The sequence below is a fragment of the Kosakonia sp. MUSA4 genome (assembly GCF_013085925.1).
Classification (GTDB): Bacteria; Pseudomonadota; Gammaproteobacteria; order Enterobacterales; family Enterobacteriaceae; genus Kosakonia; species Kosakonia sacchari_B.
Genome location: NZ_CP025697.1, coordinates 2,907,024 through 2,919,526, shown reverse-complemented (window position 1 = coordinate 2,919,526; position 12,503 = coordinate 2,907,024). Strand labels below are relative to the sequence as shown.

At 53.6% G+C, this 12,503-nt stretch carries 14 protein-coding genes; 2 read left to right on the top strand and 12 right to left on the bottom strand.

Annotation, left to right across the window (positions count from 1 at the left end; all coding sequences use genetic code 11):
* From tssJ to tssB, 12 genes are read right to left on the bottom strand one after another with little or no spacing between them, the layout of a single operon-like run.
* On the bottom strand, nt 1-630 hold the full coding sequence (gene tssJ / locus C0557_RS13875) for a type VI secretion system lipoprotein TssJ (RefSeq protein ID WP_208658878.1): 630 nt from the start codon (nt 628-630) through the stop codon (nt 1-3).
* A complete protein-coding gene (tssA, locus tag C0557_RS13870; protein WP_208658876.1) occupies nt 630-1,682 on the bottom strand; it encodes a type VI secretion system protein TssA in 1,053 nt (350 codons plus the stop codon). Before tssA ends, tssJ begins: the two co-directional genes overlap by 1 nt.
* Nucleotides 1,683-1,688: 6 nt before the next feature.
* Nucleotides 1,689-1,988, bottom strand: a complete 300-nt coding sequence (locus C0557_RS13865) for a PAAR domain-containing protein (protein WP_043953333.1) — start codon at nt 1,986-1,988, stop codon at nt 1,689-1,691.
* On the bottom strand, nt 1,988-2,434 hold the full coding sequence (locus C0557_RS13860) for a hypothetical protein (protein WP_208658874.1): 447 nt from the start codon (nt 2,432-2,434) through the stop codon (nt 1,988-1,990). Before C0557_RS13860 ends, C0557_RS13865 begins: the two co-directional genes overlap by 1 nt.
* A gap of 10 nt (nt 2,435-2,444) precedes the next feature.
* On the bottom strand, nt 2,445-3,557 hold the full coding sequence (locus C0557_RS27470) for a type VI secretion system Vgr family protein (RefSeq protein WP_253073721.1): 1,113 nt from the start codon (nt 3,555-3,557) through the stop codon (nt 2,445-2,447).
* Nucleotides 3,545-4,582: a type VI secretion system Vgr family protein gene (locus C0557_RS27465; protein ID WP_253073720.1), complete on the bottom strand. Its 1,038-nt coding sequence runs from the start codon at nt 4,580-4,582 to the stop codon at nt 3,545-3,547. Before C0557_RS27465 ends, C0557_RS27470 begins: the two co-directional genes overlap by 13 nt.
* A gap of 14 nt (nt 4,583-4,596) precedes the next feature.
* Nucleotides 4,597-5,538 carry a type VI secretion system baseplate subunit TssG gene (tssG, locus tag C0557_RS13850; RefSeq protein ID WP_208658872.1) on the bottom strand — a complete coding sequence of 314 codons (942 nt, stop codon included), beginning with the start codon at nt 5,536-5,538 and terminating at the stop codon, nt 4,597-4,599.
* The gene (gene tssF, locus C0557_RS13845) at nt 5,529-7,328 is read right to left on the bottom strand and encodes a type VI secretion system baseplate subunit TssF (RefSeq protein WP_208658870.1); all 1,800 of its coding nucleotides are present in this window, start codon (nt 7,326-7,328) and stop codon (nt 5,529-5,531) included. Before tssF ends, tssG begins: the two co-directional genes overlap by 10 nt.
* Entirely contained in the window at nt 7,321-7,743 is a 423-nt protein-coding gene (locus C0557_RS13840) for a GPW/gp25 family protein (RefSeq protein ID WP_208658867.1), read from the bottom strand. The genes tssF and C0557_RS13840 overlap by 8 nt, the downstream gene beginning before the upstream one ends.
* Before the next feature lie 51 nt (nt 7,744-7,794).
* Complete coding sequence (locus C0557_RS13835) at nt 7,795-8,277, bottom strand: hypothetical protein (protein WP_074778897.1); 483 nt, start codon at nt 8,275-8,277, stop codon at nt 7,795-7,797.
* Between the two features lie 39 nt (nt 8,278-8,316).
* On the bottom strand, nt 8,317-9,798 hold the full coding sequence (gene tssC, locus C0557_RS13830) for a type VI secretion system contractile sheath large subunit (RefSeq protein WP_074778899.1): 1,482 nt from the start codon (nt 9,796-9,798) through the stop codon (nt 8,317-8,319).
* Between the two features lie 2 nt (nt 9,799-9,800).
* The gene (gene tssB, locus C0557_RS13825; RefSeq protein ID WP_208658865.1) at nt 9,801-10,283 is read right to left on the bottom strand and encodes a type VI secretion system contractile sheath small subunit; all 483 of its coding nucleotides are present in this window, start codon (nt 10,281-10,283) and stop codon (nt 9,801-9,803) included.
* A 554-nt stretch (nt 10,284-10,837) separates the two neighbouring features.
* On the opposite strand from tssB, the gene C0557_RS13820 reads away from it, so the two are divergent.
* Together C0557_RS13820 and C0557_RS13815 are read left to right on the top strand one after the other, a co-directional pair.
* Nucleotides 10,838-11,293 (top strand): MarR family transcriptional regulator, encoded by a 456-nt coding sequence (locus C0557_RS13820; RefSeq protein ID WP_208658862.1) that lies wholly within the window; start codon nt 10,838-10,840, stop codon nt 11,291-11,293.
* Nucleotides 11,294-11,315: 22 nt separating this feature from the next.
* Nucleotides 11,316-12,494 carry an efflux RND transporter periplasmic adaptor subunit gene (locus C0557_RS13815; protein WP_074778903.1) on the top strand — a complete coding sequence of 393 codons (1,179 nt, stop codon included), beginning with the start codon at nt 11,316-11,318 and terminating at the stop codon, nt 12,492-12,494.
* Nucleotides 12,495-12,503 lie beyond the last annotated feature (9 nt).

Genomic DNA, 12,503 nt, shown 5'->3' with positions numbered 1-12,503 from the left:
TCAGCTTCCTTGGCTGGCAGGGGAGGGTGCCGGTGCGGGCGCTGCATTTTGCAGGCGCAGCGGCTCACGTTCCGCGCCGGTAAACTGCGTCATGCTGTTGCTACCGAGATGAAGGGTTAGCGTTACCGGTGCCAGTTGCGCCTGCCAGCGCGGCGTCCACCAGCCGGAGCTTTCGGTAGTGACGGGAATGCGGATGAGCGCCATATGCTGCTTTTGCGGGAACGGGTAATAACCGGCAACCACCGCGAGGTAACGGGTATTCTCGCTGCGGTCGATATGCAGCGTCGTGCGTTGTCCCGGCATGGCGGCGTAGCGGTCAACTTTTAAGATCTCATCCTGCGCGCCCGCGGCGCTGAACAGGCTCTTTAAAGCGAAAGGGTTAGAGAGCAGTTTGCTCAGCGTATTGGCGTGTTGCGCTTGGATAACCAGTAACGTGCAGCTATTGGCGATGTCATGCACCGCATTCAAATCCGGGTCGGTTTGAATCGCCAGCGTGATTGCGCCCTGGGCAAAGGGCGCAGCAACCTGGTCAATGGCCTGCTGTTTTGTGGCGGGCGCTGGGTTTTCCTCTGCGCACCCGCTGAGCAGCGCAGCGCAAAAAGCAATGATAAGGGTATGTTTTCCCGGCATTATTGGGTCTGTCCTGTTAATACATTATGGATGGCATGCAGGCTGGTATCGTCGGTAAGCATCTCTTCCAGCCATTCGGTCAGCGTCATGTTTGCCCAGCGGGCGGCGCGTTCCATCAGAAAGGGCACCGGGCTGGAGGGTTCGGTCTGGCGAAACCAGGCGCCGATAGCCAGCATCTGGCTGATGGCTAACTCACGGTTCATCACTTGTGAGGTGGCGAAGGGCGACGCCGTGGCGAGCGGTGTGTTTTCTGTACTATCTGCAGGCGCATCGGTAGCCAGCGGCATTGCCCGTTGCGCCAGGCGTTGCAGATAGTCGGTCACTTCCGCTAAGGTCTGGCGGATCAGCACAAAGACATCGCCTTCCTGGTCCTCACTCAACGAGGCATAACATGCCTCGCATTGCCGCAGTGCAGCGCTCAGTTGTTCCGTAAGCGCAAGCTGTTGGCTGATGTCATGGGCAGAAAATTGCGTCGCCAGCCGATCGAAACTGCTCATCGACAGATCGCCTTTCTGCTCTATTAACTCCTCGCGGCTCTCCGGGTGGCTGGTAACTTTTTGTTCGAACGCCTGAATCTCCCGCCATGTCGCCAGCGAAGTCATCTCTTGCGCCAGCAACGGCTGGCGAAAAAGCTGCATACTGATGTCGCGATCGAGGCGCGACAGTCGGCTGCGGCGCGCTGAAACGCCATCTTCCTCAAGCGAAGGCCAGCACTGAAACCAGAACTGTTGCAGGAAGGCGCAAAGAAAATCGATGCCCGAGCACAGCCCGGCAAGCCCCTGCAAATGGCAGCGCGACTCCACAAGCCAGCACGCCAGTTGCAGATCTTTGCTTTGCTCCGTGAGGGCTTTTTCACTCAGCGTCCGCACTTTATTCCAGTCCGCTTTGCGGGGTTCGCTCACTGACCAGTCGCCTTCGGGCAAGTAGTCCGGATCGCTTTCACGCGCGCTGCGGATGGTGTCAAACAGCAGTTCATATTCCAGATTTTCCCCGGCAGGATTTTCCGGGCTGATTGGCGCCAACAGGGGCGCGATATCGGCAACAAGGGTCATGTTCGCTTATCCGATCAGAACTTTGGGGCATCCGGCGACAATCACGCCGCCATGCGCGCAGCTATCGCCCATGCGTGCGGCCGGTTTTTTGCCGATCAGCACTTTGACACTGCCCATCACGATGCTGTCGACAGGCCCGACGCAGGTCGCCATTGAGCCGACGGTAGCGGCGGGAAGACCACCAATCAGCACCGTAGGAACGCCAGGCGGCATGATAGGCCCGCCGACATGCGGGATCGGCGGAACGCCGGGCGTCACCATTGGGCAGGTATGCATATCAGAGACACGGGCCGCAGGCTGAGCCATCACAGACCTCCGTCAGCAATGTGAGAAAACAGCAGGCGCACGCCCTCCGTCGGAGACTCCGAGAGCTGGCAGGCTGACATGACCAGCGCACAATTCAGGATTTGCTGGCTCAGTTGCGGATCGGGATAAACCGGCTCGAGATCCGGCGGGCTCATACTTCCCTGCGACCAGAACAGCGACAAAGCAAGGGCACCTGCTGGCGTGTTAAAACCCAGCTCCTTCGCCTGTTCAAAGATGCGCCAGCGCAGTGTTTCGTCGGGTTGACGGCCGTAGCGGGCGATATCATCCAGCAGCGGCAGCGCCTCCGTGCTGGCAAAGCGCCGAATCAGAGCGGTCAATTGGCTGACGACCGTTTTGAAGTCATATTGCAGGCGCCACTGTTGCAGGGCTTCTTCCCAGTTGCCGCATGCAAGCTGTTGTTGGTGGGATAATTCAACGGATGCCATGGTGCTCTCCTTAGCCGATGTTAATAATGCCGCCTGAAACCTGCGTCATCCCGCTGCCGGACACCGTGGCCATTGCGCCTTTAAGCTCTGCCGTGGCTTTCGCTTCAAGGGTGAGCAGGGTGCCGTTAATCGTAATGCCGCTGGGCGAGAGGCTGATTTTGTTGCTGCCCACTTTCAGCTCGATACCTTGTGTGGATTCGAAGGTCAGCGCTTTATCCGTTTTGATACCGCCGCTGCCGCCGCTCACGCTGAGCATGTAGTTGCCGCTCTTCAGCTCGGTGGTGTTATTGCCCGCCACGCTGAGCTTGTAGTTACCGTCTTTCACTTCGGTGGTGGTATTACCGGCGACGCTGAGTTTGTACTCGCCGTCTTTCACTTCGGTGGTGGTATTACCGGCGACGCTGAGTTTGTACTCGCCGTCTTTCACTTCAGTGGTGGCATTGCCGGTAACGCTGAGCGTGTAATCACCGTCCTTTACCTCTGCGCTGGCATTGCCCGTCACGCGCTGTTGCCAGTTGCCTTTTTCCAGCGTGACGCTCATATCGCCTTCTTTCAGCACCAACAGATCGTTGCCCTTAGTCAGCTCGGTGCTGCGGTTGGCGGCGATGGTGCTGGTGGCATCATTTTTCACCGTCAGCGCGAGATCCTTTTGCGCAATGATGGTCAGCAACTCTTCGCCTTTTTTATCGTTGAAACTCAGGCGATGGCCCTCATCGACGCTGCCTTTGGGCGTGCTGCGTGACACAAAACCGCTCTCGTTTTTCCCGGCGGGAAGGGCGAAGGGCGGCTTATTCTGGCCGTTATGCACTGTGCCGATGACCACCGGGAAATCGGGATGTCCCTGCACAAAGCTGACCAACACTTCACAGCCGACGCGTGGAAGAAACTGCGCACCGAAATTCGCGCCGCTCCACGGCTGTACCACTTGCACCCAGCAGGAGCAGGTATCGTCATTGGGGTTTTCTTTGTCCCACGGAAACTGGATCTTGATGCGGCCATATTCATCGGCGTGGATCTCTTCTGAAGCCGGCCCGACGACGGTTGCTGTCAGCACGCCAGGGATCTCCGGCAGCGGATGGTTATCGGCTGGCACCCAGGGTTGATCGTTCGTTACCGCCTGCAACTGGCAAAAGCAGGCACTGCTGTTGTCGTCAAAGTTATTGACCGCTTCAAGTCCAGGCGCTGGATGTTGTACGCCTTGTCACCGGAAGGATGGCCGCTCAGCGTGAAGATTTCGCCGCAACTCAACCAGTGGGCATTCGCCGTCGCAGCAAAGTGGCGAATATTGGCTTCTTTCGCCGCCATCACCGTTTGGGCCTGGCGGGTAATCAGCTCGCGTTCACCCTGCGGCGTGATATCGGTAAACGTCACGGAGGAGATGGATTTATCTGCACTGCGGGCGCTTTTCAGATCATCAATCGCCGCGGTTTGCGGCATATTGAATCCCTGAATCGCCACGCTTGCCGGCAGCAACGCCACGCTGGCCTCCCAGCTATCGATAGTGCCGCCGGTGATGATTTCGCCCTGATGGTGCCAGGCGAGTTTCTCTCCGCCAATGTTGGTATGGCTGGCTGGATGATCGGCCAGCACTAAGGTATGAGCCGCTGCGCTGTGGCGGAAAAAGTAGTAGATCCCTTCTTCCTGCAAAATTCGCTCGATAAAACGCAATGCCGACTCACGATACTGCACGCAGTACTCTCGCTTCGGATACGTACCATGCAACTGCACCTCGACATCGTTGATGCCGTAACTTTTGAGCAGGGTACTGACCAGATCCGGCACGCTGGTGTTTTGCCAGATGCGCATCATGCGACCCATTTGCAGCAGCGAGAGTGTCGGTTCGAGCGTGAAAATGCATTCCGCCTCATCCCCGGTGCGTTGCGCATAACGAATGCGGGTTATGACGCCGTGCAGATGGCGCTGCGGCAGCGACTGACTGCCGTCGCCGATGCGGCAGGAAACTGCTTCGCCATGCCAGCGCGCCAGATCTGCCTCCTTCAGTTTGGTCAGCGAACGCAGTTCGTATTGGTACGGCGAGGAGAGCGATTCCTGCCCGCGAAGTGAGACCAGCAGCAGCGAACCGGCGAGGTCGCCGTTCCAGCCGATAAAATGGTGTTGTTGCTCTTTGCTTTTTTCAATAATCGACATACCCATAATCCTGTTTAAAAGTCCGGGGCAGGCTTCTGCACTTTATGCAGATAAGTCCCCGCACTGCTGCCAAGACAAAAATCCACCCCTAAAGCGCGCATTCCCAGCGGGCTGGAACCGGGAGAGGAACGACCGATCAGTAAGGAAACCGAGAAGTCCATTACCGGGCCGACGTAGTCGCGTATACGCGCCCAGAGATCCTGCCAGGCTGCGCCCTGCGGAATAAAACGGCGGGAAGACTCCGCAGACATCGGGCCGAGCAAGACATCAAAATGCGCATGCACCTCCCGACGCGCGGCGCCCAGCATTGGCGCGGTTTCCAGCCTGTGTTGAGGATTGCCGAGCTGGCAGCGCTCCTCATCGCTCACGCTGCGCCAGCCGCCGGTAAACGGGATCACCTGCGCCGGGACAGCAAAAAGCTGACTCAGCCAGCGCTCCAGATTGACCATTGAACGCACGGGCGCGGCAAATAACGCGGCGTGGTTCGCCATCGCCGGGACGGGCGCTTCATTCGTCAGGCCGGTAAGTGCGAGGATGGCCATGTTGAGCGGCGAGGAACCTGTAGATTCAGCGAGCGCGTATAAATGGTTTTTTTGCCAGGCGAGATAGTCCAGGCAGTAGAGCCGGTGGCCAAAAAGATCGAAAAAAGCCCTGGCGCTGCCGTCGCTGTAACGGTACTGGCGCTCAATCAGCCACTCGGTATACACCGCAGGCAGCGCGCCCATTGCGCCAGTCAGACCATGATGAAAAGCCGTTAGCGTCAGCGGTTGGTCGGGCGCTGCCTGAGACAGCGACTCCACATCACCTTCTGGCGCATTGAGCGAAAGGGTTGATGTCAGATGCAGCGTTTCATCCAGCAATGTTTCATCGGTTTTTTCGCCATCCCGCAGCGTGCGCAGCAGCAGGCGAATTTGCTGATAAAAATTGAATTTGCTGATAAGCGGGATCAAAGCCATGACAGCCTCCCGGCGCGCACCGGCCACTGGTGCAGCGTTTCTGCTTCCTGCTCAATGCAGGTGGCGAGCCGGATAAAGCTATTGACCGGGGCATACAGCGCCAGCAGGCGATCCAGCAAGGCGCAAAACAGGTAATAGTCAGGTTCATTCAGCGCCTGATGGCGAAACGTCACCCGCACATTGATGCCGCGAGCCAGCGAGTGCGGATCGTTTTTTATCAGCCGACGGGTAACGGGCTGGCACTCCAGCGACTGTATCAACATGAATAACGGCGTTTTTCCTGGCTGTACGTCACGGTTATACAGCGACAACATCTCTGCCAACTGTTGGGCGCCGCGTTCGCCGGTCAGCAACTGATGATTGAGCGACAGTTGCGCCAGAAAACGCCAGCGTTGCGCGCTCTTTTCCGGGGGATTAAGCGGACGCGTCGGATGGGTCAGCGCAATCGTCTTCAACGCGGCAACCGCGGCGTCGGCATCAAAATCACCGTCAGGATGACCATACGACAACTGATGCGGCAACGTATGGTTGCTACAGCGCATGGTAATGGTCACCACTTCTGCGAGTGTTGAAACCGGGCCGGGCGGGCTTTTACTGAAGGCAATAAAACAGGTCGGCTCCACGCCGCGTGGGCCATGCACTTCCCGGTGGGCGCTCTGCCAGTGCAGCCCGGCGTTGTCCGTACTGTCTGCGTACAGGTGGCTTTCAAGCAGTGAACGTACCGGCCAGTGATCGATGTGCCCTTCGGTTTTACGCTGCACGGTAACGGTGTCGATTGACCAGACGCTAATCAGCCCCGGATAGCGGTTATCCGGAATGACCGGATGCTCGACGGTAGCGTCGTTGAGCGTGAGTGGTTCTGCGCGTTGCGTAAACAAATTCACGGCGGGAGAACAGAACAGGCGGAAAAAGCTGGCATCGACAATATCAGCCATTTTTTCCAGTTTTTTCGTCAATCGGTTGCGCCTGATAACGGCCTGAATTTCAAAACTTTCATTACCGCTGGCGGTAAAACCTTCCGGCAATTGCAGGTCAATAAAAGAGAATTTCTGCGGAAAATAAAAGTAATCCAGCAGCAGAATATGGATTGGCGCAATGCGGGGATCCCGCGTAAGCAGCGCATCTTCCGCCTCAAAACCCACCGGGGCGATCGCCGTGGCGGGCAGCGCTACGCTGTTTTCCCCCTGCGACAGGCCAAGGCTCTGAAGTTCTGAACAAAGCACCGTATAAAGCAGGTTGACCGCATTGTTCTGGCCGTGCAGATAGATGCGGATCTTCTCGGCACCGATCGCGCCGCCCGGCCAGACCCGAAACTGCAAGCGTAACTTCCAGTTCAGGATATCGCTGTCAAAATGCAGCCTTGCCGTCTCGATGCTAAGCGGCAGTAGCGTAACCGGGTAGATGGTTTGAAACTGGCAGGGCAGCGGGGCGGTATTGCGGGTAAATAGCGCGGTACCCGGCGCAAGAATGTTTTTGCCGCTGATACCGCTGCGTGCGGGATCGGGCTCCATCATAACAATGCAGGTTGAGGGCAGCGGACGCAGGAACTGGGGGGCCAATGAAGCAATAAGCGCCTCGACCACTTCAGGCATATCCTCATCCAGTCGCTGATGAATACGCGACGTTAATAAGGCAAAAGATTCAATCAATCGGCTGACATGCGGATCGGCGGACTCCCCCTCGATCATGCCAAGTCGACGGGCTATTTTGGGAAAGCGTTCAGCGAAAACGCGGCCATGCTTTTTTAAGAAGTTCAGTTCTTTCTGATAATAAGAAAGTAAACTATTCATCGAAATAAAATACTCCCGTATCATCATTCCAGATAAGCCTGATGGTTAAGTGCTTATTTAAATAATTTGCCTGTACTTCAAATTTAATGTGTTCCGGTTTGACCTGGGTGCTGGTGATAGAAACCTGCGTCAGGCGCGGCTCAAAACGGGCAATGGTTGTTTTTAGTCGCTGTTCCATAATATTGCGCCGGGGAGTCAGTTCGTTAGTTTGCTGAAATGACTCATCGATACCAAAATTCAATACCGAAGTGTTAATAAGGGGAATCTCCTCAATACCGGGATAGCGCGCGCGAGAGCTTAAACACATGTTTAATTCTGTCAGTAATTGGTGATGCGAAAGCGCTTCGCACTGATAATCATCTTCTTCACGAAGAGGGTGATTGTCACTGAGTGTTAAGAGTAATGAATGTATCATCAATGCGCTTCCTGGAAAAAACCGGCTGCCTGCAGCAGCCGGTGTACGCTGTTATTTAAGCGCTTTTGTCGGAATGTCGTATTTAATCGGCCCGATTTTATCCAGGCCGGATTCTGCGGCATTCGGCACGTTAATGGTGAGATCAACTTCGCCTTCAAAGGTGAAAGTAATATCCATAAATAATTTGTCACGCATTTCGTAGCGAAGACTCTGGACCTTACAATCAGTGTAGGTGATACGCTGAATTTCATAGTTCGCCGAGTATTCGTCGGAGCCGCGGTGTACGACAGTGATAGTAATATTTTTATAACCGCGTTTTAAATACTGCTCAAAAAAGTTGCTGCTTTCCTTGGTGACTAATAAGGAAACATGAGTTGAATCAAAATAGGTACCGTCAGGGCCGGAATACGTGGTGATACCCATCGGAGCATACCCTTCGATCCAGTCTTTATAAGCAGTTTCCGTTGATGCACCTTTAACGGGTTTGTTGTCAATTTTAATTTCGATGAATTGACAGTCCTGGAGTTTAGCCATATCTAATCCTTTATTAATAATGAAACGATGAAAAATAAATTACGCACCGGCAGCAGACGGTAAATCGGCTACAAGGCGTAAAGACATACTTAAACCCTCAAGTTGAAAATGAGGTTTTAACCATGCGATTGCGCGATAAGTCCCGGGAAAACCAGGGACTTCAACAACGTCTATTTGGGCTTCACGCAGGGGATAGCGTGCTTTCGTTTCCGGGCCTGCGTTATCGGAGGCCACGACATATTGCATAATCCACTTCTGTAAATATTCTTCGCACTCGCTGCGCGACATAAAACTGCCGACCTTATCGCGAACGATGGATTTCAAATAATGGGCAAACCGCGACGTGGCCAGAATATAGGGCAGCTGGCTCGACAAACGCGCATTCGCATTCGCCTGGTCAGAGTTATATAAACGCGGTTTATTGGCTGACTGAACGGCAAAAAACGCCGCGTAGTCGGTTCCTTTGCAATGCACCAGCGGAATAAAACCGAGATCGGAAAGCTCTTTTTCCCGGCGATCTGAAATCGCGACCTGCGTAGGGCATTGCATGGTCCTTTCACCGCTGATTGAGGTGTAGTTATACGCCGGCAATGATTGCACCAGGCCACCCCCTTCGACGCCGCGAATGGATGCGCACCAGCCATACTCTTCAAAGGATTCAACGATCTTGCCTGCCAGCTCCCAGGCAGAATTCATCCACAGATAATCGCTGCCGCTTTCGTTTTCATTGATCTGTTCTTCGAAGCTAAAGGTTTCCGCCGGGATGGTTTTACTGCCGTAGGGCATACGCCCCAGCACGCGGGGTAAGGTGAGGCCAATATAACGGCTATCATCGTTCTGGCGGAATGAACGCCAGCGCGCATAATCCGTGGTCTCAAACAATTTCGCCATATCCCGTGGGCGAGGCAGCTCGGAAAAATCCTGCATCGACAGCATGCCCGGCGCAATCGCGCTCAGGAAAGGAGCGTGGGCCGCTGCCGCGACGTGGGAAATCTGTTCCAGCAAATTAATATCTTGTGGCGTGTTATCAAATTCGAAATCGCCAATAAAGGACGAAAATGGTGTACCGCCAAAAGTACCGTATTCGCTTTCATAGACGCATTTAAACAACATTGACTGATCGAAATCGCTGGCCGATTTAAAATCTTTTATCAATTCTTGTTTAGTACATTGCAAAACCCGGACTTGCGTATTTTCCGTTACGCTGGTCTGCACCAGTTTATGCAGGCCACGCCATGAAGACTCTTTTTTCTGAAATTCAGGGGCATGAATAATTAAACTTACCTGACTGGAAAGCAGTTCATCAATGGCTGAAATTCGCTGTTCGATACTGCCAATCAGATCGCTGGAAACAATCACTGTTCCTGCTGTCACTTCGGCAAGAAAATTATTAAGCTGTGTTTTCATCCGGTCGCGATCGGATTCACGACGAATTGCTTTTGTATTATCGATTACCTGATTGAGAAAATCATCACTGAATGATGTTTCAGCAACAGTGCCTACCGCCAGTTCACTATCCATTTTTATTCCTCTGCCGGGTTATCTGTCTGCTCTGTTTGTTTATTCTGCTGCATGGCTATTTCTGCCAGCTGCGTTTTTAAACGCTCATTACTGGCGGCGCGATTACGTAAATCTGATAATTGTTCACGCAGTTCCATCAATTTGCGCAGCGGTTCTACTTGCTGAACAATATTATCTGGCGAAAAATCATCCATATTCTGGAAAGTTAATGACACGGCCATTTTTCCTTCCTGAGCGGGCAATGCGCTGTCGACTAAAAATTCAGCGACCGGTTTCATCGACGACATGATTTCGTTGAAATTATCTTTATCAACGTGCAGGAATTTACGATCGCGCAGTTCAGTTTCGGTATTGGTGAAATCGCCCATAACGCCAAGAACTAAAGGTAATTCTTTTGCCGTCTGGGCATCACCAATCTCGACATCATAGGTTATTTGTACCCGCGGCGGACGGGCTTTATCTAATTTGTGTTGAGTGTTGCTCATGTTATCCTCCAAATAATGACGTCTAACTTAATTAACCATGCAATTAAGCTGTCACTGGTGCTGTGCTCAAACATACGTTTATAAGTTACTTCAGGTTGTAGTTTGTCGCTATATTTATGCTCTTAATTAAGAGCGAATGGGAATATTCAAGAAATAGGTTTTCTGAATAATATTTGAGATATTTTTATACAGCGGGGCTAAAGCTTATTATTGTTTGCAGTATGAGTATTACATTATCACAAATTGATCGATCGGCAGTGTTTTTAATTTTGTTTATGGAGAAACATAATATATGTAATTCAGCGAAGAACTTTAAATAACCGTTCCAATTACAGGTTGAAATAATCATCCTGGCAATTGGACTGTTATTACGCTTGATACCTTATTTGATTGTCTTGCCTGGTCGATGCCTGCGGTATGCGCGTGTAGAACCTCTGCGCAGCGTGCTTTCCGCTGCCGACGGACTGACAAAATGTGCGCTTATCTTGACAATCCATTGACAGTTAATTGCCTGGTCAGTAGTTTCATTTGTAATTACTGACCAGGCAAACATCATGACGGACACGACGGATACCCCCATTCCCAAACTGCATCTTGGCTTACTGATTCATCTGGCGAACCAGTTTAAAGACCAGCTTATCAGTCAGTATTTTTCCTCGACGGATATCACCGCTGCGCAGTTCAAGGTGCTGATCAGTATCTACAAAGGCTTTAACAGCCCGATTGAAGTGAGCAAAAACTTGCTGATGGATGCCGGGGCAATGAGCCGCATGCTGGAACGGATGGTGAAACGCGATCTGATCGTGCGCAACACCAATCCGGAGGATAAACGCCAGGTGATCCTGGCCCTGACCGAAAAAGGGCTGCAGATCTGCGAACGTTTCCAGAATGAGGCGCTGGCCTCGATTCTCAGTTCGCTGACCAGCCGCCTGACACCCGAAGAGGCCCGATTGCTGGTCGATTTACTGATAAAAATGTTGCCGGACGAGGCAACTCGCCCACATCGCTAAGCTGTCCAATAAGGTATTCACGATGCAAACTTCATCTGCACAAGCCGAACGTGCGCCGGGCAAACGTAAGCGCAACTTCGCTATTCTGTTCCTCATTCTGCTGGTTATCGCCGCAGGATGTCTGGCCTGGTACTTTTTGTATGCCCGCTATTACGAAACGACCGATGACGCTTACGTTAACGCCAACCTGGTGACGCTGACGCCGCAAATCGCCGGCACCGTCACGCAAGTTACCGTGGATGAAGGTGATTACGTAGAAAAAGGGCAGCCGCTGGTGCTGCTCGATCCGAGCGATACGGAAATCGCCCTGCAACAGGCGGAAGCCAACCTTGCCAGTACCGTGCGCCAGGTGCGCGGGCTTTACAGCACCGCCGATAACTATCGCGCACAGGTCGAAGCGAAACAGGTAACGCTGCAAACCGCGCAAAATGACTATGCGCGTCGGCAAAAGATTTTCGCCAGCGGGGCGATTGCCGCTGAAGATCTGGCGCATTACCGCGATGCGGTGACCACCGCGAAAAGCGACTTGGTGGCGGCGCAACAGGCGTTAACCACCAATCTGGCGATGGTCGATGACACGGTGATCGACAGCCACCCGGAAATCAAAAGCGCGGTCGCCACGCTGCGCCAGCGCTACCTTGATAATGCCCGCAGCACCATTGTTGCGCCGGTGAGCGGCTTTGTTGCCAAACGCGCGGTGCAGCTTGGCATGCGGGTTGATTCCGGCACCACGTTGATGTCGATTGTGCCGCTGGATCAGGTCTGGGTGGATGCCAACTTTAAAGAGAGCCAGATGGAGACCATGCGGCTGGGGCAGAAAGTGACGCTGACCGCCGATCTCTATGGCGATAACGTTGAATACCACGGGGTGATTGAGAGCCTGGGTATTGGTACCGGCAGCGCCTTCTCGCTGCTGCCCGCGCAGAACGCCAGCGGTAACTGGATCAAAATTGTCCAGCGTCTGCCGGTGCGCATCACGCTCGATCCGCACGATATGCAGAAACACCCGCTGCGCGTTGGGCTGTCGATGTTCGCCCGCGTGGATATCCGTGATACGGACGGTCATCTGCTGCCGCAGGAGACCGTTGCCGCGCCGCGCTTTACCACTGACGTGTACCAGAACGCGCTGCAAAATGCCGATCAACTGGTGGCGAAAATTCTTCATGACAACAGCCAGGCGGTAGCGTCCAGCGCCCGCTAAGAGAGACGT